The sequence below is a fragment of the Sphingobium sp. TomTYG74 genome, from assembly GCF_055393875.1.
On record NZ_AP027341.1, the window covers coordinates 2,086,689 to 2,110,995 of the forward strand.

Annotated in this window: 22 protein-coding genes; 7 read left to right on the forward strand and 15 right to left on the reverse strand. The window is 63.0% G+C overall.

Going from position 1 to position 24,307, the window contains the following annotated elements:
• Positions 1 to 42 precede the first annotated feature (42 nt).
• From ACZ5TB_RS10570 to mnmA, 12 genes are all read right to left on the reverse strand, one after another.
• A complete protein-coding gene (locus tag ACZ5TB_RS10570) occupies positions 43 to 1,332 on the reverse strand; it encodes an adenosylmethionine--8-amino-7-oxononanoate transaminase (protein ID WP_464791200.1) in 1,290 nt (429 codons plus the stop codon).
• A 66-nt stretch (positions 1,333 to 1,398) separates the two neighbouring features.
• Positions 1,399 to 1,758, reverse strand: a complete 360-nt coding sequence (locus ACZ5TB_RS10575; RefSeq protein ID WP_464791201.1) for a DUF4168 domain-containing protein — start codon at positions 1,756 to 1,758, stop codon at positions 1,399 to 1,401.
• Between the two features lie 210 nt (positions 1,759 to 1,968).
• Positions 1,969 to 3,990 (reverse strand): M13 family metallopeptidase, encoded by a 2,022-nt coding sequence (locus tag ACZ5TB_RS10580; RefSeq protein ID WP_464791202.1) that lies wholly within the window; start codon positions 3,988 to 3,990, stop codon positions 1,969 to 1,971.
• A 102-nt stretch (positions 3,991 to 4,092) separates the two neighbouring features.
• Positions 4,093 to 4,707 carry a dethiobiotin synthase gene (gene bioD / locus ACZ5TB_RS10585; RefSeq protein ID WP_464791203.1) on the reverse strand — a complete coding sequence of 205 codons (615 nt, stop codon included), beginning with the start codon at positions 4,705 to 4,707 and terminating at the stop codon, positions 4,093 to 4,095.
• Positions 4,704 to 5,828, reverse strand: coding sequence for an 8-amino-7-oxononanoate synthase (locus ACZ5TB_RS10590; protein ID WP_464791204.1), 1,125 nt, complete (start codon positions 5,826 to 5,828; stop codon positions 4,704 to 4,706). The genes bioD and ACZ5TB_RS10590 overlap by 4 nt, the downstream gene beginning before the upstream one ends.
• Before the next feature lie 106 nt (positions 5,829 to 5,934).
• Positions 5,935 to 6,615, reverse strand: a complete 681-nt coding sequence (locus ACZ5TB_RS10595; RefSeq protein ID WP_464792536.1) for a DUF2490 domain-containing protein — start codon at positions 6,613 to 6,615, stop codon at positions 5,935 to 5,937.
• 201 nt (positions 6,616 to 6,816) lie between these two features.
• Complete coding sequence (locus ACZ5TB_RS10600; protein ID WP_464778358.1) at positions 6,817 to 8,940, reverse strand: sodium-translocating pyrophosphatase; 2,124 nt, start codon at positions 8,938 to 8,940, stop codon at positions 6,817 to 6,819.
• 252 nt (positions 8,941 to 9,192) lie between these two features.
• Positions 9,193 to 10,107 carry a thiamine-phosphate kinase gene (gene thiL, locus ACZ5TB_RS10605; protein WP_464778359.1) on the reverse strand — a complete coding sequence of 305 codons (915 nt, stop codon included), beginning with the start codon at positions 10,105 to 10,107 and terminating at the stop codon, positions 9,193 to 9,195.
• A gap of 70 nt (positions 10,108 to 10,177) precedes the next feature.
• On the reverse strand, positions 10,178 to 10,624 hold the full coding sequence (gene nusB, locus ACZ5TB_RS10610; RefSeq protein WP_464778360.1) for a transcription antitermination factor NusB: 447 nt from the start codon (positions 10,622 to 10,624) through the stop codon (positions 10,178 to 10,180).
• Between the two features lie 94 nt (positions 10,625 to 10,718).
• On the reverse strand, positions 10,719 to 12,008 hold the full coding sequence (gene hisD, locus ACZ5TB_RS10615) for a histidinol dehydrogenase (RefSeq protein WP_464791205.1): 1,290 nt from the start codon (positions 12,006 to 12,008) through the stop codon (positions 10,719 to 10,721).
• Positions 11,998 to 12,660: an ATP phosphoribosyltransferase gene (gene hisG, locus ACZ5TB_RS10620; protein ID WP_449474392.1), complete on the reverse strand. Its 663-nt coding sequence runs from the start codon at positions 12,658 to 12,660 to the stop codon at positions 11,998 to 12,000. Before hisG ends, hisD begins: the two co-directional genes overlap by 11 nt.
• A 41-nt stretch (positions 12,661 to 12,701) precedes the next feature.
• Positions 12,702 to 13,808 (reverse strand): tRNA 2-thiouridine(34) synthase MnmA, encoded by a 1,107-nt coding sequence (gene mnmA / locus ACZ5TB_RS10625; RefSeq protein WP_464791206.1) that lies wholly within the window; start codon positions 13,806 to 13,808, stop codon positions 12,702 to 12,704.
• Positions 13,809 to 13,931: 123 nt separating this feature from the next.
• Here mnmA and ACZ5TB_RS10630 point away from each other — a divergent pair, with 123 nt between their 5' ends.
• The 3 genes from ACZ5TB_RS10630 to ACZ5TB_RS10640 all read left to right on the forward strand — a co-directional run bounded on the left by ACZ5TB_RS10630 (position 13,932) and on the right by ACZ5TB_RS10640 (position 15,098).
• Positions 13,932 to 14,228: a hypothetical protein gene (locus ACZ5TB_RS10630; protein ID WP_196224785.1), complete on the forward strand. Its 297-nt coding sequence runs from the start codon at positions 13,932 to 13,934 to the stop codon at positions 14,226 to 14,228.
• Positions 14,229 to 14,335: 107 nt separating this feature from the next.
• Positions 14,336 to 14,635, forward strand: coding sequence for a CtrA inhibitor SciP (gene sciP / locus ACZ5TB_RS10635; protein WP_097092542.1), 300 nt, complete (start codon positions 14,336 to 14,338; stop codon positions 14,633 to 14,635).
• A 208-nt stretch (positions 14,636 to 14,843) separates the two neighbouring features.
• Entirely contained in the window at positions 14,844 to 15,098 is a 255-nt protein-coding gene (locus ACZ5TB_RS10640) for a GlsB/YeaQ/YmgE family stress response membrane protein (protein ID WP_167304188.1), read from the forward strand.
• A gap of 63 nt (positions 15,099 to 15,161) precedes the next feature.
• On the opposite strand, the gene ACZ5TB_RS10645 is transcribed toward ACZ5TB_RS10640, so the two are convergent.
• Positions 15,162 to 15,410, reverse strand: a complete 249-nt coding sequence (locus ACZ5TB_RS10645) for a GlsB/YeaQ/YmgE family stress response membrane protein (protein WP_464791207.1) — start codon at positions 15,408 to 15,410, stop codon at positions 15,162 to 15,164.
• A gap of 175 nt (positions 15,411 to 15,585) precedes the next feature.
• Here ACZ5TB_RS10645 and ACZ5TB_RS10650 point away from each other — a divergent pair, with 175 nt between their 5' ends.
• The 4 genes from ACZ5TB_RS10650 (at position 15,586) to ACZ5TB_RS10665 (ending at position 22,456) form a co-directional block, all read left to right on the forward strand.
• Positions 15,586 to 16,755: an efflux RND transporter periplasmic adaptor subunit gene (locus ACZ5TB_RS10650; protein ID WP_464791208.1), complete on the forward strand. Its 1,170-nt coding sequence runs from the start codon at positions 15,586 to 15,588 to the stop codon at positions 16,753 to 16,755.
• Between the two features lie 24 nt (positions 16,756 to 16,779).
• Entirely contained in the window at positions 16,780 to 19,941 is a 3,162-nt protein-coding gene (locus ACZ5TB_RS10655; protein ID WP_464791209.1) for an efflux RND transporter permease subunit, read from the forward strand.
• 67 nt (positions 19,942 to 20,008) lie between these two features.
• A complete protein-coding gene (locus tag ACZ5TB_RS10660) occupies positions 20,009 to 21,274 on the forward strand; it encodes a DUF445 domain-containing protein (protein ID WP_464792537.1) in 1,266 nt (421 codons plus the stop codon).
• A gap of 99 nt (positions 21,275 to 21,373) precedes the next feature.
• Positions 21,374 to 22,456, forward strand: a complete 1,083-nt coding sequence (locus ACZ5TB_RS10665; protein ID WP_464791210.1) for an alkene reductase — start codon at positions 21,374 to 21,376, stop codon at positions 22,454 to 22,456.
• Positions 22,457 to 22,576: 120 nt separating this feature from the next.
• On the opposite strand, the gene ribH is transcribed toward ACZ5TB_RS10665, so the two are convergent.
• Positions 22,577 to 22,999 carry a 6,7-dimethyl-8-ribityllumazine synthase gene (ribH, locus tag ACZ5TB_RS10670; protein WP_464778367.1) on the reverse strand — a complete coding sequence of 141 codons (423 nt, stop codon included), beginning with the start codon at positions 22,997 to 22,999 and terminating at the stop codon, positions 22,577 to 22,579.
• A 15-nt stretch (positions 23,000 to 23,014) separates the two neighbouring features.
• The gene (gene ribB / locus ACZ5TB_RS10675) at positions 23,015 to 24,298 is read right to left on the reverse strand and encodes a 3,4-dihydroxy-2-butanone-4-phosphate synthase (RefSeq protein WP_449474399.1); all 1,284 of its coding nucleotides are present in this window, start codon (positions 24,296 to 24,298) and stop codon (positions 23,015 to 23,017) included.
• Positions 24,299 to 24,307: the final 9 nt, after the last annotated feature.

Sequence of the window (24,307 nt, forward strand, 5' to 3'; positions counted from 1 at the left end):
AAAAATCGCGCCGCCATAGCGGCAAAATGCGGAAAATGAAAGTCAGGCTGACACGCCAAATATATCGCCCGCGTCAGACAAGACCGCAAAGATGTGATCAAGCTGATCCACATCCGTACAAAAGGGCGGCATCAGGTAGATGCTGTTGCCCAAAGGACGCAGCAAAATGCCCCGATCAAGGAAGAAGGCGCGCAGGCGCGGCGCAAGGTCGGACAGATAACCTGCGTCCGGCGCGATCAGGTCAATCGCCACGATCGTGCCAAGCTGCCGGGCATTTTCGAAGGCGGGATGAAGCGCCAGTTTTCCGAGTCGCTCCGCCATATTCTGTTCGAGCGCGGCGATGCGGCCGAGCACATCCTCTTCGCGCCAGATGGCAAGGTTCGCGGCAGCGGCCGCGCAGGAGATGGCATTCGCTGTGTAGCTGGACGAATGGTAGAAAAGCCGCGCCCGGTCCTGCGACTTGTGCGCGTCGAATATGCGCGCCGTGGCGAGCGTCGCCGCGAGCGGGACGGAGCCGCCGGTAATACCCTTTGCAACAGCCATGATGTCCGGCACGACGCCCGCCTGCTCGCAAGCGAAGACTGTGCCGGTGCGACCCCAGCCGGTCATCACTTCGTCAGCGATGAACAGGACGTCGTGCCGCGCGCAGATTTCCGCCATCTGCCGCAAAATGACTGGCGGGTAGATCAGCATTCCGCCAGCACCCAAGACCAAAGGTTCGACGATGAACGCCGCCGGATGCTCCTTGCAAGCCGCTTCCAGCGCGTCGAGCGTCTGTTGCTCCGCACCCGGCGCGGGAAAGGGGATGGTGCCGACGTCGAACAGCAAAGGCGTCCATGCGGCGTTGTACACGCCGCGCTCGCCGACCGACATCGTGCCGATCGTGTCGCCATGATAGCCATGTTCAAGAACGAGGATGCGATGCCGGGGCGCGGACAAACCATCCAACGCGCGATTGTGCCAGTAGCCGAGCGCCATTTTCAGCGCGACTTCGACGGAGGTCGATCCGCTGTCGGAAAAGAAGACATGGGCGAGCGGGTCGCGCCCTTCCGCACGGGGGGCGAGCTCGATCAGGCCACGCGCAACCTCTTCAGCGGGCTCATGCGTGTAATTTGCGAAGATAAGCTGGTCGAGCTGCCCGGCCTGCTGAGCGATCGCCTGGGCGATGCGGGGATGGCAATGGCCGTGGGTCGTAACCCACCAGCTGGAGATGGCGTCTATCAACGTGCCGCCGTCTGCCAGGTGCAACAAGGCACCTTCCGCACGAACGACATGCGGGATGGCTTCGTTGAGGCCGTGCTGGGTAAAGGGGTGCCATATAGGGGAGGTCATGGCGAGACGCTTAGAATAGCCCAAGCGTCAGGCCAAGCACCCTCCCCTATATTATGCCCCTCCCGCTTACTTGGCAGGGGCGGCCGGCGTCGCCGGTGCCGTGGGAGCGGCGGCCTGGATACGCTGCTGCAACGCCGGGTCGGCGGCGGCAGCCTGGCCGATCTCATTGAATTTTTCCGGCGCGATGCCCGATGCCTGCAACGCGGCGAGCATCTTGGGCTGCTTTTCCGCGTCAGCGATGCTGGTGTCGGACTGGATCTTGGTCACTTCGACCGCAGCAGCCGCAAACAGCTTGATGTCAGCTTCGCTAAATTTGCCCGCAGCAGCCGAAGGGGCCGCCGGAGTGGCAGGCGTCGCGGGCGTAGCCGGGGCGGCTGTGCCCTGAGCCAGAACTGGGGCAGCTGCCAACAGAGCGACCGATGCCATTGCCGTCTTCAAAACCAGTGATGAACGAAAACCCGTCAACATGCTTCTCCTTGCGATTTGATGTCTCAAAGCTGTGGAAGAGCGCACGAGGTTTAAAGAGTGTTCCGGCGAAACGTGAGATTTGAGGGACGACGGTCGGACGCGGCGCAGCTCATCCCTCGCATCATCACGGTTCATCGCAGGGCAGAATCGTTACTGATGCTCATCTTTTCACCAGATTCTCACCCGATCCTGAGGCGCGAGATAGAGCTTGCTGCCGGGCGCAGGGTTGAAGGCGGCGTACCATTGATCAAAGTTCCGCACCGTATCTGCCCGATATTGTGACGGCGAATGCGGGTCGGTGACTAGCCGCTGCCGCAGGTTGGGCTCGCGATAATTGCGCCGCCATACTTGCGCCCAGCCGAGGAAGAAGCGCTGGTCGCCGGTAGTGCCGTCGATCACCGGCGCGGGCTTGCCGCCGAGCGACGCATGATAGGCGTCGAGCGCCACCGCGACGCCTGCCAGATCGCCGATATTCTCGCCCAGGGTAAAGTCGCCCTTCACATGCGCGCCGGGGAAAGGTTCGTAAGCGTCATATTGTTTCACGAGCTTGCCGGTCAGGGCCTTGAAGGCAGCGACATCAGCGTCGCTCCACCACTGATTGAGCTTGCCGGTCTCATCATATTTGGCGCCTTGATCGTCGAAATGATGACTGAGTTCATGGCCGATCACCGCACCGATGCCACCATAGTTCACCGCCGGGTCGGCATGGGGGTCGAAGAAGGGCGGCTGGAGGATGGCCGCCGGGAAGACGATCTCCACCATGGAGAAGTCCGCATAGGCGTTGATCTCCATCGGCGTCATCTGCCATTCCCATCGGTAGATAGGCTTGCCTAGCTTCCCCATCTGATAGTCGAATTCATATTGGTTCGATCGCAGCGCGTTGCCGAACAGGTCGCCCGCCGTCATCGGAAGCCCGCTATAATCCCGCCATTTGTCGGGATAGCCGATCTTTGGCGTGAAGGCCGCGAGCTTCTTGTGCGCCCTCGCCTTCGCGCCATCGCTCATCCAACTGAGGCCATCGATGCGGCGGCCCATGGCGGCGATCACATTTTTGACGAGTTGGTCCATTGCCGCCTTGGTTTCCGGTGGGAAATAGCGGGCGACATAGATTTTGCCGACTTCCTCGCCCATCGCCCCTTTCACGAAGCTGACTGCGCGCTTCCACCGATCTTCGCGCTGCGGCGTGCCGGACAGGGTGGTACCGTAGAAAGCGAAGTCGGCGTCGGCGATCCGATCGGGGAGGTAAGTGGCGTAGCTGTGGAGGCTGCGCAGCAACAGGGCGTCCTTCAACACGCCTATCGGGGTTCGCGCGATCAGTGCTGCTTCGCCCGCGATCGCCGTCGGCTGTGCGACGATCAGCACCTGCGGTTTCAGACGGTTGGCGGCGAAATAGGCCGGGAAGTCGAAGCCGGGCGCGGCTTTCTGCAATTCGGCGAGCGTCATGCGGTTGTAGGTCTTGTCCGCGTCCCGGCTATCGACCTGGGTCCAGTGGACCTTTGCCACTTCCGTTTCGAACGCCATCAGGGCGGCGGCGCGCGTCTTTGCGTCGCTCGCGCCCGCCAGTGCCAGCATCTGTTCGAGATGCGCAGCATAAGCGGTACGGACGGCCGCCATCTTCTCGTCAGGTTGCAGATAGAAGTCACGATCCGGTAGGCCGAGGCCGGATTGGCGCAGGTTCAGGATGTAAGTGTCGGGCGCCTTGTCATCCTGTCCCACATAAAAGGTGAATGGTCCGGCGATACCGGCTCGCGCAGCCTCTGCCGCCAGCCGGGCGTATCCGGCCTTGTCCTTTACCGCCGCGATCTTCGCGAGCCAGGGCTTGATGGGGGTCAGGCCCTTCGCTTCGACGGTAGGGGCGTCCAGATAGCTGGCATAGGCGATCCCGATACGGCTGGCGGGGTCTTTCCTTGCCTCCTCCAATATGCCCCGGGTGCGTTCGCGCGACAGATCGTCAAGCACGTTGAACGCGCCATAATTGGACTTGTCGGCCGGGATCGGCGTGGCCCTGGCCCAGCCGCCATTGGCGTGAAGGTAGAAGTCATCCCCCGGCTTGACGGCCGGGTCCATGCCCTTGCTGTCGAAGCCGTAGCTGCCATAGGTCGGCTTGGCAGGTGGTGCCTGGTCCGCCTGTGCGGCGTTGGTCGCGAGCAGCAGAGCGCCAATCGCGGCGCTCATCAGAAGATTTTTCATCGAAGCATCCCTTGCTTGATCCGATCATGGCAATTGACCCGGCGCAGGGCGACGAGTCCATGGCAATTGTCGAAAGTCGTTCAAAAGCGGCTGCGGCCCTCTTCAGGGCAGGCGGATATTCTCGGCGAAAGCAGCCTTAAGGCTGGTGGCATCCAGCGGGTCGAGGCGCGGGAGGCGGCCGAGGCTTGGCACCTTGGCGAGCTGTGGGATGATCCGCTCATTTTCCTCATGGGGATCGCCGATGAAGGCGATACCCGCCAGCGGCACGCCCCGGCTACGCAGCGCTTCGATGCTGAGCAGACTGTGGTTGATCGTGCCGAGGCCCGTGCGCGCGCAAAGGATGACCGGCAGCTGCCAATGGGCGAAGAGATCGGCCATCAGCAGCGTCTCGCTGACGGGCACCAGCACGCCGCCTGCGCCTTCCACGACCAGCGGGCCATCCACTTGCGGTAGGGAGAGCTTGTCGAGGCGCACTTCAACCCCATCGATCCGCGCCGCCAGATGGGGCGAAGCGGGCGTCGTGAGGCGGTAGGCTTCCGGCAGAATTTGCGTTTGGGGGATGTTGCCAAGCCGTGCGACCGTTTCCTTGTCGCCTTCGGGATCGACGCCCGCCTGTATCGGCTTCCAATAATAAGCGCCAAGGGCTCCCGCGAGGCCTGCGGCGAAGACCGTCTTGCCGATGTCCGTATCGGTCCCGGTGACGACGACGCGCGTCATGCCACCACCCTTTGCAGTTCCTCGCCAAGAGCCGCCACATCGGCGCGGCCGACATTCAATGTCAGGGAGATGCGCAGGCGGCTGGTGCCCGGCGGCACCGTCGGGGGTCGGATGCCGCGCACGTCGAAGCCTGCCTCCTGAAGCGCGGCGGCGGCGGCCATGGTGCGCCGGTCTTCACCCAGCAGCACGGGGACGATGTGGGTGCGCGGCGCGGGCAAGCCAAGTGGCGCGCAGATGACTTCGGCGGCATCGACGCACAGGGTCTTCAGCCGCGCGCGCAGGTCATCCGCCTGCTCGATCCGGTCGAGCGCGGCCGAAGCCGCCACCGCCATCAGCGGCGAGGGCGCTGTCGAGAAGATGAAGGGACGCGCTCGGTTGATCAGATAGTCGATGATGATCTGCGGCCCGCAAATCAGCGCGCCTTCCACGCCCATGGCTTTGCCGCAGGTGTGAAGCGTCACGACATTATGCAGCCCGTCCAACCCGGCGGACAGACCCCGGCCGCTGGGGCCGAACACGCCTGTACCATGCGCTTCGTCCAGAATCAGCATCGCGTCATGCTGCGCCGCCAGTTTTGCAAGGTCAGCGAGCGGCGCCGTGTCGCCGTCCATCGAATAAAGCGTCTCGACCGCGATCCAGATGCGGCCCTTCCCGCCTTCCTGGCGCCAGGCGGTGATCAGGTCGGCGAAGCTCTGCACGTCATTATGCCGGGCAAAGACGGTGGCGGCCTTCGACAGGCGGATGCCGTCATGGACGCTGGCGTGGATCAGCTCGTCCGCGACGATCAGGTCGCCGCGCTGCGGCAATGTCGAAAACAAGGCGCAGTTGGCCGCAAAGCCATTGGCGAGGAACAGCGCCGCCTGCGTCCGGAAGAAGGCAGCCGCCTTCGCCTCCAGTCCTTCATGTTCGGGCGCATTGCCGCGCAGCAGGCGGGACCCGCCCGATCCGACGGGTACGCCCCGCGCCACCGCGTCCGCCACTGCCTGTCCGATCAACGGATCGGACGCCAGGCCCAGATAGTCGTTGGAGGCAAAGTCGCGCCCGGCACGCGGCACCAGACGGCGCAGGCGGCCGCGCTTTTCAAGAGCCGCGAGCTGCGATCGGAAGGGTTCGCTGGTCATGGCGCGCCCTATAGGCCCGCGAGGGGTAGAGGGGCAAGCTGGAGCGCCGCCGCTTCATCCGCCGGGCGGGGAAAGGCACCGACCTCCCCCGCTCCCGTGCCGAAAATCAGAAGGAAAAGCTCAGCGATAGCGACGCCACATTGTCGTTGGCATCGTCGGCATTCGGACGAAAGCCATGCTGATGCAGATAGCCGATTTCCGCATTCACATTCTTCGCGATCGGGGTCGTGATGGCGATCAGGTTACGCATCCGCTCCTCGCCCTCGACCCGCTGAAAATTGGTAGTGTTGAGGTCGATGAAGCTTTCATGGCTCAGCACCAGCGCTGTCTTGCCGCCTTCCTTGAAGGGCAGCACATATTTGACATAGGGGCGGAAGCGCCAGGCCGTGCCATCGACGCCTTCGCGCCAGCGCTCCTCAAGGCGCAGGCGGGCACTAAGCTGACCGGGGCCGATCTTCACGATATTGTCGAACGTCACCTGCTGGCGGCCCCGATGTTCCATCACCGAGAAGTCACCCGCATTGTAATTCGGATCATGGGTATAACCCGCCCAAACCGTCACCTTCTTGTTAACCTTGTAGCCGATCATCGAGTTCATCTCGACCTCGTACAGACCGTCGCGATCATCGCTGAACCGGGCGATGACCTCCTGCGAGAAGCGCCATTTGTCGCTCAGTTTCACAGTGGCGCTAACGCCGGTCCAGAGCTGGTCATCCTCCGTGGCATGCGCCACGGCCGGAATGGCCAGAGCCACCAGCGCAGGTGCCAGTTTCAAAATCGGTCGCATCATAGTCTCCCTCCGCCCCATGGCGTCGGGGCGCGACTATGACCTTTATGTGACAACGTCATTTCTCTTTTATGTAACATTTATGACGATTGTTTCTACAGCGTGACTGATAGCGGCAGCCGTCAAATCCGCCTTCCGCACAAAAAAAATGACCCGCCCCATGATAGGGCGGGGTCATATCCTTTTCGTTGCGAAATGCGGTCAGACGCCGTGCGCCAGAGCGGCGAGCAAGAGCAAGGCGACGATATTCGTAATCTTGATCATCGGGTTGACCGCAGGCCCCGCGGTGTCCTTGTAAGGATCACCCACGGTATCGCCGGTCACCGCAGCCTTGTGCGCCTCAGAGCCTTTGCCGCCATGGTTGCCATCTTCGATATATTTCTTGGCATTGTCCCAGGCGCCGCCACCCGATGTCATGGAAAGGGCGACAAACAGGCCCGACACGATCACGCCCAGAAGCAATGCACCCAGCGCCGCAAAGCCATTGGGCGTTCCGGCAACGGCAGAGATTGCGAAATAGACGACGATCGGCGCCAGCACCGGCAGCAGGCTGGGGATGATCATCTCCTTGATCGCCGCGCGGGTGACAAGGTCGACAGTGCGGGCATAGTCGGGCCGTGACGTCCCTTCCATGATCCCCTTGTTGGTGGCGAACTGGTCGCGAACGTCCTTCACCACGTCGCCCGCCGCGCGGCCCACTGCCGTCATGCCCATTGCGCCGAACAGATAGGGCAGCAATGCGCCGAGCAGCAGGCCGACGATGACATAGGGGTTGGACAGGCTGAAATCGACCGGCTCGGTCAAGCCCAGCGCCGAGTTATAGAATTTCAGATCCTCGGTATAAGCGCCGAACAGGACCAGCGCGGCGAGGCCCGCCGATCCGATGGCATAGCCTTTCGTCACCGCCTTGGTCGTATTGCCCACGGCGTCCAGCGCATCGGTCTTGCCCCGCACGCTGTCGTCGAGATGCGCCATCTCCGCGATGCCGCCCGCATTGTCGGTGACGGGGCCATAGGCATCGAGCGCCACGACCATGCCCGCCAGCGCCAGCATCGCGGTAGCCGCAAAGGCAATGCCGATCAGGCCCGCCAGCTGATGCGCGACGATGATACCGGCGACGATCACCAGCGTCGGCAGCGCGGTTGCTTCCAGACTGACGGCCAGCCCCTGGATCACGTTGGTGCCATGACCGGTTTCGGACGCGCGAGCGATGCTGCGAACCGGACGGTAGTTGGTGCCGGTATAATATTCGGTGATCCAGACGATCAGGCCGGTAACGGCAAGGCCCACCATCATCGACCAGAACAGCGCCATGCCGGTGTAACCGCCCGCGCCGTCAAGGTCGGTGCCAAAGCGCACGTTGAGGTCACCCAGCGTGAATTGCGTAACGAAATACAGCGCCGGGATCGACAGGATCGCAGTTGTCCAAAAGCCTTTGTAGAGCGCCCCCATGATCGACTGATTGGAGCCAAGGCGCACCATATAGGTGCCTATGATCGACGTGATGATGCACACACCGCCGACGATCAGAGGCAATGCCATCAGCCGTTGCAGGAAGGCATTGTCGACCCCGCTCACCAGCAGCGCCGTCAGCACCATGGTCGCACCAACGGTGACGACGTAGGTTTCGAACAGGTCGGCCGCCATACCGGCGCAGTCGCCCACATTGTCGCCCACATTGTCGGCGATGACGGCGGGATTGCGTGGGTCATCCTCCGGAATGCCCGCTTCCACCTTGCCCACGAGGTCGGCACCCACATCCGCCGCCTTGGTAAAGATGCCACCGCCCAGACGCGCGAAGATCGAGATGAGGCTGGCGCCGAAAGCCAGTGCGACCAGAGAATCGATCACCAGACGGTCATCAGGCGCATGCCCTGCGGGTCCGGTCAGAAACCAGAAGAAGACGCTGATCGCGAGCAGCGCCAAGCCCGCCACCAGCATGCCGGTGATCGCGCCAGCGCGGAAAGCGACGGTCAGGCCGCTCTGCAACGTAGTGCGGGCCGCTTCGGCGGTGCGGACATTGGCGCGCACGGAAATGTTCATGCCGATGAAGCCTGCCGCGCCGGACAGGATGGCGCCAATCAGAAAACCGATTGCCGATGTCGCGCCCAGGAAGAAGAAGACGATCGCCGCAACCACAACCCCGACCATGCCGATGGTCATATATTGGCGGCTGAGATAGGCCTTTGCCCCTTCCTGGATCGCCCCCGCGATCGTTTGCATGGTTTCATTGCCGGCGGAGGCCGCCAGTACCTGACGACTGGTTATCAGGCCGTAGAGCAGGGCTAATAGCCCGCACCCTATGGCGATATAGACAATCTGCATGGATGTTCCTCTCCCCCTGTTTTTGCTGTCATCGGCCGCTCCGCAGGGAAAAACGGGCGGGCGAAAGGCATAAGCGCGGGCGGCCGGAATTCACGCATCCGGCATCAGGCACCGCATCAATCAGCATCAAGGTTACGCGCGTCATGGGCGTCCAACCGGGCTGAGAAAAGGATGGACGGAAGCTACAGACAGGACGGGTGGCGTCAAGCCGTTACGAAACGCATCCGAATCAGGGTCTTGGCGGGTCCCGGTTCAGCCATGTTCCCAGCCAAGCCGGGCGGGCAACGGCATCTCTGCGCCGTCAATGATCAGCTTCAGCCCCGATCCCGGTGAAAAACGACCCACCGGAATGGCTCGTACTGGCGGCTTTGTCGTGGGCGGCAGTGCGAACAGCAGTTCATAGTCATCGCCTGCCCGCGCCGCTGCGACCTGAGCGGCGGTGCTGCCGCCGCTCACTGCCTCCAGCGCCGGGGAAAGCGGAACATGATCGATGGTGACAGCCAATCCGCTAGCCTGCGCCATGCGGGCGGCATCGATCAGCAAGCCGTCAGATACATCCATCATCGCATGGACTTCGCCCGCAAGCAGCGCGCCCTCGGTGAGCCGGGGCCGGGGGCGGCGATAAGCCTCCACCAGCGGCCCGGATGCTGCGGCGTTCGCGCGGAGCAGTTCAAGCCCCGCTCCGGCATCGCCAACGGGACCTGTCAGATAGAGACGATCACCCGCCCGCGCGCCGCTACGGGCGGGCACGGGGCCGCTTGCCTCGCCAATCGCCGTCAGGCTGTAGCTGCGCGGACTGCCCTGCGGCATCTGCACCGTGTCGCCGCCCAATAGCGGCATGGCATGACGGCTGAGCGCCTCGCCCAGCCCCTCAAGAAACGCCGCGTCCCAGCCATCGTCGCCCGACAGCGCGTAATTGAGCAGGCAACCCACAGGCCGCGCGCCCTTGGCGGCCAGGTCGGAGAGGTTCACGGCGGCAAGTTTCCAGCCGATGTCCGCAGGGGGATCGCCGGGGAGATAATGCACCCCCTCCACCATCGTGTCGCTGGTGAGGATCAGGCGCGCGCCGCCCACATCCAGCACCGCCACATCGTCCTGAAGGCCGCGCGCTGCCGGATCGTTCGCCAGCAACCGCAGCAAGGTCAGGAAACGGGATTCAGCGGACATGCCCTAACCTAACCCTTTTCCAAAAAGCCCGTCACCCGTTCGACAGGGGATGCGACATCAGGACAGGCGCCTATTTCCGTACATCCTTGGCCACGCCGTCCAGCAGGCCATTGACGAAACCCGCCTCGCGCTTGTCGTAAAAGGCATGAGCGACATCGACATATTCGCTGATGACCGTGCCGGTCGGTACATCCTTGCGCGCGATCAGTTCATAGGCACCTGCCCGCAAGATCTGGCGCATCGGCTTGTCGAGCCGCTCAAGGCTCCAGCCCTTGGACAGGCGGGCGGTGATCATGGCGTCAATTTCGCCGCGCCGCTTGTCCACGCCGGTCACGACATCGTCGAAAAAGCTCTCTTCCGCATCGGCATAGGTCACGTCTTCGATGGTCGCGCCCAGCCGGTGCTGATGAAATTCATGCAGCAGGGTGGCGAGGGGCGTCCCTTCCATGTCCAGCTGGTACAGCGCCTGCACAGCGGCAAGCCGGGCTGCGGAGCGGGATTTGGAGCGTTCGGTCATCGGGATTCCATATAGCCGTGCGGGCTGGGCCTGTCGAAGCCCTGCCCTTTTTGAAGAAAATACTGCCCCTCGACAAGCTTGGGGCGAACGGAAGTTATTTGAGCCGCACCGCCACCGAGGCGGCATGGGCAGGCAACCCCTCCGCTTCCGCCAGCGCGACCGCCGCCGGGCCGATCGCATCGATCGCAGCCTGATCAAGGCTGAGAAAGCTGGTGCGTTTCATGAAGTCGAGTACCGAAAGCCCCGAGGAAAAACGTGCACGGCGACCCGTAGGCAGTACATGGTTGGGGCCTGCGACGTAATCGCCTACGGCTTCGGGGGTCATGCGGCCCAAAAAGACCGATCCGGCATGGCGAACCTGCGCGAACAGGGCATCGGGATCATCCACCGCCAGTTCGAGATGCTCGGCCGCGAGACGGTTTACCAGCGGCATCGCTTCTTCCAGATCACGCACCAGGATGATTGCGCCGTTGGCCGCCCAGCTCGTCGTGGCGACTGCCTGCGTTGATAAGTTTGGCAGTCGCTTTTCGACCGCCGACGCCACGGTATCGGCAAAAACGGCATCGTCCGTGAAAAGGATCGACTGGCTGGTCGGATCATGCTCCGACTGGCTCAGCAGATCAGCGGCAATCCAGTCCGGATCATTTTTACCGTCGGCGACGACGACGATTTCCGACGGCCCTGCGACCATATCGATGCCGACTACGCCATAAAGCTGACGCTTGGCTTCGGCGACCCAGGCATTACCGGGGCCTGTGATGACATCGACCGGCTTGATCCGATCCGTGCCATAGGCGAGCGCAGCCACGGCCTGCGCGCCGCCGACGCGCCAGATTTCCTCAATGCCGGCAATGCTGGCGGCGGCGAGGACAAGCGGGTTGATCACGCCATTGGGCGTGGGCGTCACCATCGCGATGCGCGACACGCCGGCAACCTTGGCCGGGATGACGTTCATTAGCAGCGAACTGGGATAGGCTGCGCGTCCGCCGGGTACATAAAGCCCCGCCGCATCGACTGCCCGCCAGCGCGCGCCAAGGCGCACGCCAGCGCTGTCGGTGCCGTCGCTGTCCTGCGGCCGCTGCTTTTCGTGATAGGCGGTGATCCGTGCGGCGGCGAGTTCCAGCGCATCGCGCAACTCAGGCGTGATGCCTTCCAGCGCCGCGCGGCACTCGGCGGGGGTAACCGCCCAGCCGCTTGCCTCCAGATCGTGTCGGTCGAACCGGCTGGTGTAATCGGCCAGCGCGGCGTCGCCTTCGGCGCGGACGCGCTTCAGGATTGCCGCGACGTCGCGCGACACATCTTCGTCCGCTTCGCGCCGGGCATCGACCAAAGTGGTGAAGGCGGCTGCGAAATCAGCGTCGCGGCTGTCGAGCCTAAGCGGCATCGCGCTTCCCCACGGCCTTGCGGAAGCTTTCCACCAGCGGCGCCAGTTCGGCCGAGCGCATCTTGTAGGCAGCGCGATTGACGACCAGCCGCGCCGACACCTGCATGATGACATGGGTTTCGACCAGCCCGTTTGCCTTGAGCGTCGCGCCTGATGACACGAGATCGACGATCCGGCGCGACAGGCCGAGCGAGGGCGCGAGTTCCATCGCGCCGTTCAGCTTCACGCATTCCGCCTGGATGCCGCGCGCCTCATAATAGCGACGCGTGAGGTAAGGATATTTGGTGGCAACCCGCACATGGCTCATCGCGGCCTCATCCTCGCCCGCAAGGTCGACCGGTTCTGCGACCGACAGGCGGCAATGACCTATATCGAGATCGACCGGCGCGTAGAGTTCGGAATAGTCGAACTCATCGACAACGTCCGACCCGACTATACCGATCTGCGCCGCACCATGGGCGACGAAGGTCGCGACGTCGAAAGCGCGCACGCGGATGATCGAAATATCAGGGCGATTGGTGGCGAAGCGGAGCGCCCGGCTCTTCTTGTCATGAAATTCCGCCTCCGGCTCTATGCCGACGCGCGCGAGCATCGGCAGCGCTTCATCAAGGATGCGGCCTTTGGGGATGGCGAGGGTGAGTGGGCGAGTCATGACCGGCGGGCCTTAGCCGTGCGCGCCACAAAGGACAATATTCATGCAGCTTGCGCCAGCGCAGCCTCGGTGGCCTCGATCCAGCCGCCGCCCAGCACCCGGTCGCCCGCGTAGAGCACGGCGGCCTGACCCGGCGCCACGCCATATTCCGGGGCGTCAAACATCAGGCGATCACCCTCCAGCCTTGCCGGAACAGGCTTTGCCATCGACCGCACCTTGGCGGTCAGCGGCCCGCTGAAGTCGCCGCCAAGCCAGTTGATGTCGCTCAGCCGAGCCGCTGACACCGCGAGCGCCGCTTTGGGGCCGACGATCACCCGCCGAGAATCGGCGTCCAGACGGACGACATAGAGCGGTTCGGCCTGTCCACCGATCTCCAGTCCTTTACGCTGGCCTACGGTGTAATGGATGAGCCCCTTGTGCGTGCCCATGATGCGGCCGTCGAGATGGACGATGTCGCCACCTTCATCAGCGTCCGGGCGCAGCTTGCGAACCACGCCAGCATAATCGCCATCGGGCACGAAGCAGATGTCCTGGCTGTCCGGCTTCAGCGCCACCGACAGGCCAAGTTCTGCGGCAATTTCCCGCACCTGCGGCTTGGGGAGGCCGCCCAGCGGAAAGCGCAGATAGTCAAGCTGCGCCTGCGTCGTGGCAAAGAGGAAATAGCTCTGGTCTCGCGCAGGGTCCGCTGCCCGGTGCAGTTCGGCGCCCTGCGCTCCTTCGACGCGGCGGACATAATGGCCGGTTGCCAGACAATCGGCGCCCAGGTCGCGCGCGATCTGGAACAGGTCGGTGAACTTCACGCCCATGTTACATTTGACGCAGGGGATGGGCGTCCGCCCCGCCATATATTCGTCGGCAAAGTCGGCGATGACAGATTCCCGGAAACGGCTTTCATAATCGAAGACATAATGGGCGATGCCGATACGGTCAGCGACAGCGCGGGCGTCGCGTATATCCTGCCCCGCGCAGCAGCTGCCAGTGCGGCCGACAGCGGCGCCATGATCGTAAAGCTGTAGCGTGACGCCGATGGTTTCGGCACCCGTACGCGCGGCAAGGGCGGCGACGACGCTCGAATCGACGCCGCCAGACATGGCAACAACGATTCGCCGCTTTGCAAGCGGTTCGGGCAACTGGAACTGGGGCTGCATGGCCGCGCATATAATCGTCCGCGCCGCTGCATTCCAGCGGGATTCCACGCCTGGCGCTGCAAAGCGTCGTTTCACCCCCGCGAGTTTACCGGACCTTATCCTTTTTTCGCTACCTCCCTTCACATGGATTTTGGTTTCCTTCGGGCAGGCGGGCTCAAACCCGCCAATGCCAGACCCGTCAGTCGGCCGCATGCGCCGGTCTGGCCGCTGCTGCGCGCCGCTTCGGCGGCGGAGCAGGCGGCCAGCCCGACCGCGCGGGCGGTGGCCGGGGTCCTGCGGGGGCAGGATGAGACGAGCGACTGGATCCAGGATTTGGCCGAAGTGTTCGCGCCACGTCCGGGCGGCATGATCGAGGCCGCACGCCCAACGGGAAGCTTCAACCCGTTGATCGCACAGCATTTAAGAGTGGGACAAGGATGATGAAGGGGGCGTTTACCGTGGCGCTTTAGCTGATCTTCAGGGCTGACGCGCATATCGGTTGCCGCTGCTGAATTCGGCAACGCCAGTGCCGCTTTTTGAGGGTGAGAATGATAGAAAATCAAAAAATCCGACCTGCTCAGGTCGTCGGGCCGCTCGGGGAACCCTTAACTCTGGAGAGCTTGCCTCCCGCGAATACGACGCGTTGGGTCGTCCGTCGCAAGGCCGAGGTGGTCGCCGCCGTCAACGGTGGTTTGTTGACCGTCGATGAAGCCTGCGCGCGCTATTCGCTGACTCTTGAGGAATTTGCGGGCTGGCAGCGCGCTGTCGATCGATCGGGCATGCATGGCCTGCGTGTTACGCGGATCCAATATTACAAGTCGCTCTACGAACGGCAGCAGAAATACTGATCCTTTTTTCCGGCTCAAAGCCGGATAGCGAGGGAGCAGGCACATCAAGGGCCGCCGGATGCAAATCCGGCGGCCCTTTCGCTTGGCGCGCGCACCGATTCACCCGCCATTGTCAAGCCAGAAACATTTCCCAGGGAACGCGAAGCCGACTTCGCCGTTAAATACATCAGCCAACCCGCTGGGGGCGGTGGTCCAAGGAGAGTGTGAAATGGGTATCATTTTGTGGCTTGTTGTCGGCGGTATCATCGGCTGGCTTGCCAGCATGGTCATGCGCACCGATGCGCAGCAGGGCATCCTTCTAAACATCGTGGTGGGCATAGTCGGCGCCTTTATCGGCGGCCTGATCTTCAGTGGCGGTTCGATCAATGATGGTCTGACGCTGTACAGCTTCCTCGTGTCCCTTGTGGGTGCGATCGTGCTGCTTGCCATCGTCAACTTGGTCCGTCGCGGATCAATGCGTTAACCACCCCGGAAGGTATGCTGGCGGGTATGAAGGGCTGCGTTTCGACGCGGCCCTTTTGGCCGTTCAACCGCGCCCCGCAAACCAGCGATAGATGGCCAGAACGGCTATCGAACCCAATACGGCCGCAAGGAAGCTCGCCTGTTCATCCGCTTCATAGACACCCAATAATCGACCGACATAAGCGGAGAATAACGCCCCAGCTATTCCCAACAGGATCGTAACCACGCATCCACCGGGATTTCTGCCCGGCATCACGAACCGGGCAATCGCTCCTGCGAACAGGCCGACGATGATCCAACCTAGTAATTCCATCCTAGCCTCCCATCCACTTCATGCCGCATAGCGCCACAGGCGCATGAATTTGGCAAGCAAAGGCGGCTCGCCCGCGTTGCTCCGCCGATGCGCAAAGTGTATTGAGGGTTGAGCCGGGTGATGTATTTATATAACACAGTGCCGGTCGGCCCGTCGGCCGAATGATGGAATCAGGATGAATTACGAAACTCAGGTGGCCGGAGATGTTCCGGCGCGCGTCTTTGGCGAAGAACCGCGCCCTTCAAGGCGGCGGGCGCTGACGATTGGCGCGGTCATTGCGATCATCCTGATTGCCGTTGCAGCCTGGATCAGCATGCATGGCAAGAGCGGAGGCGGGGCGGCCCCTGCGGAAGAGGCGCCGGTCGTCACCGTCCTGGTGCCGGGCCAGTCCGTCGTGCCCCGCACCGTCAGCGGCACGGGATCACTGGCCGCGCGTGTGGAAATGCCTGTCGGAGTCGTCGGCGAAGGCGGGCAGGTTACGCGCGTACTGGTGCAACCGGGTGATTGGGTTCGGGTCGGGCAGGTGCTTGCGGTGATTGAGCGGTCGGTCCAGACCGAGCAGATTCGCTCGCTTGCCGCGCAGGTAGAGGTAAATCGCGCCGATGCGAAGCTGGCGCAGGCGCAACTCGACCGTGCCCAGGCCCTTGTGAAGCGCGGCTTCATCAGCCGGGCCGATATCGATCAGCGCACCGCAACGCGTGATGCCGCCAACGCCCGCGTGAATGTCGCGGTCGCACAATTAGCCGAACAGCGCGCCCGGACGGGACGGCTTGATATTCGCGCCCCTGCATCCGGGCTGATCCTGACCCGCGATGTCGAACCGGGTCAGATTGTCGGCTCGGGCAGCGGCGTGCTTTTCCGCATGGCCAAGGATGGCGAGATGGAACTTCTGGCCCAACTGAGCGAGAGCGATCTCGCCACGTTGCGGCCGGGCAACAGCGCGACGGTGACCCCTGTCGGTGGCCAGACGGAATTCACCGGACGCATTTGGCAGGTTTCACCCGTCGTCGATCCACAGACGCGGCAGGGCATCGCGCGCATCTCCATACCCTATAACAAGGCGATCCGCCCCGGCGGATTTGCCGCCGCCCGCATCGTCAGCGGCACGGCAACGGCCCCGCTGCTGCCGGAATCTGCGGTGCAGACCGATGCCAAGGGACAATTTGTCTACATCGTCAACGCGCGGGACGAGACCGAACGGCGCGGTGTCGAGGTCGGACAGGTCTCCCCGAAGGGCGTTGCGGTTACGCGCGGCCTGAATGGCGGCGAACGCATTGTCGCATCGGCAGGCGCCTTTCTGCGGCCCGGGCAGAAGGTGCGGCCGCAAGTTCAAAAGGCCGGGTAAGCCCGCGCAGGCGAGGAAGCCGTCATGAGTTTTCGTAATATGTCGGCCTGGGCCATCCGCAACCCGGTGTCCCCGCTCGTGCTGTTCGTCGCCCTGCTTCTTGCGGGCATGGTCAGCTTTGGCCGCATGGACATCAACCAGCAGCCCGATATCACCTTCCCCATCGCTCAAGTGCTGGTATTGCAGCCAGGCGCCGCGCCGCCGGAACTGGAAACCCAGGTGACGCAGCGTGTCGAGGCCGCCGTGCGCGGCATCAGCGGCGTTGACGAGATCACCTCGACCGTCTCCGAAGGCAATTCGATGACGATCGTGCAGTTCCAGATCGGAACGCCGATTGATCGGGGCGTCAATGACGTCAAGAACGCTATCGACCAGATCCGCAGCGAACTGCCCGAAGGCATATTGGAGCCGCAGGTTACCCGACTTGAGGCAGACCCTCCGATCGCCTATTTCAGTGCCGAAGCGACCGACATGACGCTCGAACAATTGTCATGGTATGTCGACAATACGGTCGCCAAGCGGCTGCTGGCCGTGCCAGGCATGGCGGCGGTCAGGCGGGGCGGCGGTGTTAGCCGTGAAATTCGCGTCATCCTCGACCCCGCCAAGTTGCAGTCGCACGGCGTAACCGCTTCGCAGGTCAATCAGCAGTTGCAGCAGGTCAACCTGAACGCGGCGGGTGGGCGCACCGAAATCGCAGGAGCCGAGCAGGCGATCCGCGTGCTGGGCAATGCGCAGGACGCCTATGCCCTGGGCCAAACGCAGATCGCGATTTCGGGCGGCCGCACCGTCAAGCTGTCCGACCTTGCCGATGTGCGCGACATGTATGCCGAACAACGATCGCTTTCCCTGATGAATGGCATGCAGGTGACGAGCTTCAGCCTGGAAAAGGCGAAGGGGTCATCCGACGTCACCGTGTTCGACAATGCGATGAAGGTGCTGGACCAGCTTAAGAAAGAAAATCCGAAGATCCGTTACAAGGAACTCTTCAACAGCGTCGATTATACCAAGAGCCAATATCATGCGGCGATGCAGTCCATGATCGAAGGCGCGGTGCTGGCGGTCGTCGTTGTGTTCCTGTTCCTGCGTGACTGGCGGGCGACAATCATCGCCGCCACGGCAATCCCGCTGTCGGCCATCCCGACATTCTGGTTCATGGACATGATGGGCTTCACGCTCAACGTGACCTCCTTGCTAGCGCTCAGCCTGGTCGCGGGCGTGCTGGTCGATGATGCCATCGTGGAGATCGAAAATATCGTGCGCCACATGCGCATGGGCAAGACAGCCTATCAGGCATCGATCGACGCGGCCGACGAGATTGGCCTGGCCGTGCTGGCGACGACGATGGCTATTGTCGCCGTATTCCTGCCAGTTGCGCTGATGCCCGGAGTTTCGGGCCAGTTCTTCATCCAGTTCGGCATGACCGTCGTGGTCGCGGTACTGCTCAGCCTGGCGGTCGCTCGCCTCATCACGCCGATGATCGCGGCCTATTTCCTCAAGGCGCACGGCCAGGAAAGCCATGGTGAAGGCTGGCTGATGGACGTCTATATGCGTGTGCTGCACTGGTCGCTCGATGAAAGCCGGGCCAAAGCATACCGCGCGCGCGGCAGGCGGCCCCGCATTGGCGCCTGGCTTCGCGATCACCGTATCTGGACCGTCGGCATCGGGGGGCTGGCCTTCATGGCCACGCTGCTCGCCTTCGGGACGCTGCCGATGGCGTTCCAGCCATCGATGAACACCGATTACAGCCAGGTGAAGATCGAAACCGTGCCCGGCAGCACGCTGCAGCAAACCACCACAGTCGCGCGGCGCGTGGCGGACATGTTGACGGCTGACACGAAATTCGTCGATGCGGCCTTTGCCGACATCCAGCCGACCAGCGCCAACATCTATCTCACCTTGAAGAAAGACCGGCCCGCTTCCTCTGTCGAGTGGGAACGCAGCATGGCGCCCCGATTCCAGCAGATCGCGGATGCCCGTGTAAACTTCCAGTCGCAGGCGGGTGGGGGCATGGGCCGTGACGTTACGATCATGCTCGGCAGCGACAATGCCGCTTTGCTGGATCAGACCGCCAACAAGCTGGTTTCCGAAATGATCGGCGTGAAGGAAGTCCGGGCGCCCCGCGTCCAGGGCGACATGAATAGGCCCGAGATCGTCATCAAACCGCGCTTCGACCTGGCCGCGAGCCTGGGGGTAACGACCGCCGCGCTCAGCCAGACTATCCGCGTAGCCACGATCGGCGACATTGACCAGAATACCGCCAAATTCTCGCTTGCCGACCGGCAAATTCCCATCCGGGTCGCGATGGCGGAGGACAGCCGCAGCGACATAGCGACGATCGAGAATATGCCCGTGCCGACCGTCGGCGGCGGTTCGGTCCCGTTGAAGGTCGTCGCCGATATCGAATTCGGTGCCGGGCCAACGCAAATCCGTCGCTATAACCAGATCCGCCGGATCGTCGTCGATGCCGACTTCGCGCCCGGCATCGTCAGCAGTCAGGCGATGAAGAAGATCAGTGCCCTGCCCACGATGAAGGAGATCAACGAAGGTCGCATCCCCGGCATTCAGAAGATCAACACCGGTGAGTCGAAATGGCAGGCGGAAATGCTGAAGAACTTCGCCGTCGCGGTTATTTCCGGCATCCTGCTCGTGCTCGCGGTGCTGACACTGCTTTACAAGCGGTTGATGCCGCCGTTCGTCAATCTGGGATCGCTGCTGCTGGCACCGCTCGGCGGGGCATTGGCGCTGCATCTTACCGGGCACCCGATCTCGATGCCGGTGATGATCGGCATATTGATGCTGCTCGGGATCGTTGCGAAGAACTCCATTCTGGTGATCGACTTTGCGCTGGAGGAGATTCAGAAGGGCGTGCCCCGGTTCGACGCGATCATCGATGCGGGGCACAAGCGCGCCCAGCCCATCGTCATGACTACCGTCGCGATGGTTGCGGGCATGGTCCCCACCGCCATCTCGCTGGGAGGCGACAGCGCATGGCGCGCGCCCATGGGCATAACGGTGATCGGCGGTTTGCTGCTCTCCACCCTCCTCACCCTTGTGATCGTGCCCGCGACATTCAGCCTGGCTCTACAGATCGAAGGATGGGCAGGTCCGCGCCTCAGCCGCCGTTTGCTCACATACAAGCCGGGGGACGATGTAAAGCATGAGGGAACTGCACAACCGGCGGAATGATGGCAGTCAACTCGACTGAAAGAAGCGCATGGCTGAACGAAACGGCGGCGTAACCGTTGGACGGACGATGAAGCAGTTTCCCGTTCCCCCGATCGCCGCCGACGTGCCTGTCCGGTCGCCGCGCGACATGCGGGTGGTTGCGACGGGCATGTTGATCGCGATGGCGCTGCTGTTCCTCGCCGCGCGATCTACCGTCCATCTTCACCCCGCTATCGGCTTCGTTCAGGCCTTTGCGGAAGCCGCGATGGTGGGTGGCCTTGCCGACTGGTTCGCCGTCACCGCATTGTTCCGGCATCCACTCGGCCTGCCCATCCCGCACACGGCGATCATCCCGCGCAACAAGGACCGAATCGGCGATACGCTCGCCTTCTTCCTGCGGGACAATTTCCTGACGCCCGCGGTCGTTGCGCGCAGAATGCAGCGGCTGGACGTAGCCGCCGCCGCCGGACGCTTCCTGGCCAGCCCGTCAGGGGGCGATGGCCGCCTGCGCGAAGGCGCGTCGCGGCTGGTGGCGGATATGCTGGAGGCGCTGGATCAGGAGCGGCTGGGCGGCATGGTCAAAGGCGCGATCGCGCAACGGCTGCGGGGCATGAACATCGCGCCGCTGATCGGCCAAGCGATCGAGGCGGCGATGCGCGACGGCCGCCATGCGCCGGTGATGGACGGCATCATTCATTGGGCCGATCGGACGCTGGAGGCCAATGACCACCTTATCCGCCAGATGGTGCATGACCGGGCAGGCAAGATTTTGCGCTGGACGGGCCTGGATGAAAATCTGTCCAACGCCATCATCGACGGATTGCGGCGCCTGCTCGCCGAAATGGCGGCCGATCCGGCCCATAGCCTGCGCCTGAAGGCCGAAGAGGGCATGGCGAAGCTGGCAAGCGACCTGCAATTCGATGCCGCGATGCAGGAACGCGTAGCTCGCATCCGCGACGAAATCGTTGAAAATCCTGCGATGCAGCGGTGGATCGATGGCCTTTGGGAACAGGCGCGATCCGGCCTGCTGCGCGCCGTGCGTGATCCCGGCAAGGCCATGGCGGGGCGGCTGGGCGAGGCGCTGCGCCAACTGGGCACCACGCTGCAGGACGATGCCCGCCTTCGCCTGCTGATCAACCGTTTCGTGCGTCGCGCGGCGGTGGGCGCGACGGCCGCCTATGGAGATTCTATCGTCAAGCTGGTGAGCGAGACCGTGCGCGGCTGGGACGCAGGAACGGTGACCAGCCGTCTGGAAAGCGCGGTCGGCCGCGACCTTCAATATATCCGGATCAACGGTACTTTGGTCGGTGGCCTTGTAGGATTGGCCATTCATGCGGTCGACACACTGTTTTGACATCTTGCCGCGAACAGGCTTGAAAGGCTGACCACCGATCCCTAGCTGGCGTCGGCAAGCTTATGCGTTGCAAATTGCAACCGTAATAAGGGGATTTTCATGACCAGCCTCTTCGATCCTGTTCAGTTGGGCGCCATCAAGGCCCGCAATCGCATATTGATGGCACCGCTCACCCGCGCCCGCGCCAGCCGCGATCATGTGCCGACGCCGATCATGGCGGACTATTATCGCCAGCGCGCTTCGGCGGGCCTCATCATCAGCGAAGGCATAGGCGTGTCGCGTCAGGGACTAGGCTGGCCCTTCGCACCGGGCATCTGGACGGCCGAGCAGACGGAGGCCTGGAAGCCGATTACCCAGGCCGTGCATGAAGTCGGCGGCCGTATCTTCGCGCAGCTTTGGCACATGGGTCGCCTCGTCCATTCGAGCGTCAGCGGGCAGCAGCCCGTATCTTCCAGCCCCATCGCCGCGCCCGGCCACGCCCATAGCTATGAGGGCAACAAGCCCTATGAGCAGCCCCGCGCGTTGGACGCAGAGGAAATCCCGGCCCTGATCGCCACCTATGTCACAGCCGCGCGCAATGCCCGCGAAGCCGGATTTGACGGGGTTCAGGTTCACGCCGCCAACGGCTATCTGCTCGACGAATTTCTTCGCGATGGCGTCAACCAGCGGCGGGACATCTATGGCGGCAGCCCCGAAAACCGCGTCCGGCTGCTGCGCGAGATCACGCAGGCCGTGGCGGACGCCGTTGGCGCCGACCGGACGGCGGTGCGGATTTCGATCAATGGCGCCTCGCAGGGTACGGACGACAGCGATCCCGCCAGCCTGGCCATCGCCATTGCCAAGGCGCTGGACCCGATCGGCATCGCCTTTCTGGAGATGCGCGAGCTGCGTCCGGACGGCAGCCGGGGCGCGAGCGACGTTCCGCGTCAGTCGCCGCTCGTCCGCCGCCATTTCAGCGGCCCGCTCGTCCTGAACAGTGATTATGACGCAGGGCGAGCGCAGGAGGATCTGGACAGCGGCCTTGCCCAGGCGATCAGCTTTGGCCGTCCGTTCATAGCCAATCCGGACCTGCCGGATCGCCTGTCTCTAGGGGCTCCGCTGAACCCCTTGAGCATCGATACGCTCTACACGCAGGGCCGGGAGGGCTATGTGGATTATCCGGTTCTCGCCAAGGCGGGCTGAGCCTGGATGGAAAAGGGCCGCTGCGAGGGTCGGCCCTTTCTCCAAAAAAGAAATGAAGCCCTTCGACAAGCTCAGGGCGAACGGGATTAAAAGGCGATGCCCTTTTAAAGCCCGAAGCTCCTAGGCGCCGAATTTCTCACGCAGGCCCAGCATGGCGATCGCCGCCTTGGCCGCTTCGCCGCCCTTGTCCTTCTCATCCGGCTTGGCGCGGGTCAGCGCCTGCGCCTCATTCTCGACGGTCAGGATGCCATTGCCGATGGCTATGCCATCCATGCTGAGCGCCATCAGGCCGCGTGCGCTTTCGTTCGACACCACTTCGAAATGATAGGTTTCGCCGCGGATCACCACGCCGATCGCCACGAAGCCGTCATAGCGTCCGGATTCCGCCGCCAGCGCAACCGCGCCGGGGATCTCCAGCGCGCCGGGCACCGTCACGACTTCATATTTATGCCCTTCCGCCTCCAGCGCGGCTACCGCGCCTTCGATCAGCAAGTCATTGAGATGTTCGTAGAAGCGGGCTTCAACGATCAGGAATTTCGCCACGGCCGATATCCTTTTTTATAGCTCGACGGGTCGATGCCCAACCACGGCAAGGTCATAGCCGTCAAGCGCGATCAGGCTGTGGCTGGAATTGGTGAGCAGGATCATGTCGTGCACGCCGAGTTCCGCGAGGATTTGCGCCCCCACGCCATAGTCGCGCAATTCGTCCATGCCGCTGCCAGGCTGGCCGGCATGATGGCGCAGGATACGGGTCAGGAAATCCGCCGGCGAGTTGCTGGTCAGGACGACGATAAGGCCCGCGCCTTCCTTGGCGATGATCTCCATCGACTTGCGCAGGATTTCGCAGCGGGGGCCGCTGGCGCCATAGACGTCGTCAAGCAGCGAGAGCTGATGCACGCGCACCAGCGTCGGCTCGTCGGGCGAAACATGCCCTTTTTGCAGCACCAGCTGTTCGCTTTGCGTCGCCTTGTTATAGAAGCTGATCGCCTTCCAATCGCCGCCCCACTTGCTGTTGAAGACGGTTTCGGCGCGGCGCTCAACCATATGATCATGACGGCGGCGATAGGCGATGAGGTCGCGGATCGTGCCGATCTTCATCTTGTGCTTCTGCGCGAAGGGGATGAGGTCGTCGAGGCGCGCCATGGTGCCGTCGTCCTTCATCACTTCGCAGATCACGCCCGACGGGTTGAGCCCGGCGAGACGCGCCACATCGACGGCGGCCTCGGTATGGCCGGTGCGCACCAGCACGCCGCCATCCTTGGCGACGAGAGGGAAGACGTGGCCGGGGGTCACGATGTCATCGCGGCCCTTGGAGCCGTCAATCGCCACGGAAATGGTGCGCGCGCGGTCGGCGGCGCTGATGCCGGTAGTCACGCCCTCGCGCGCCTCGATCGACACGGTGAAGGCGGTTTCATGGCGCGTGCCGTTGTTGCGGCTCATAAGGTCAATGCCCAGATGATCGACCCGATCCTTGGTCATCGCGAGGCAGATGAGGCCCCGGCCATGCGTCGCCATGAAGTTGATCGCGTCAGGTGTCGCCATCTGCGCCGGGATCACCAGATCGCCTTCATTCTCCCGATCTTCATCATCGACCAGGATGAACATGCGGCCGTTACGAGCTTCGTTGATGATCTCTTCCGGGGAGGCAAGAGCAGTGCCACCTTCGCGCCGCGCCAGATAATTTTCGAGCTTGCCCAGCGTTTCGGCGGTGGGGTTCCAGTCCGTTTCGCCCAGCTTCCGCAGGGAATTGGCATGAAGACCCGCAGCGCGCGCGAGGCCCGAGCGGGACATGCCACCTTCGTTGACCAGCGTGCGAATGGTATCGATAAGCGCGGAAGACATGATAGCGAC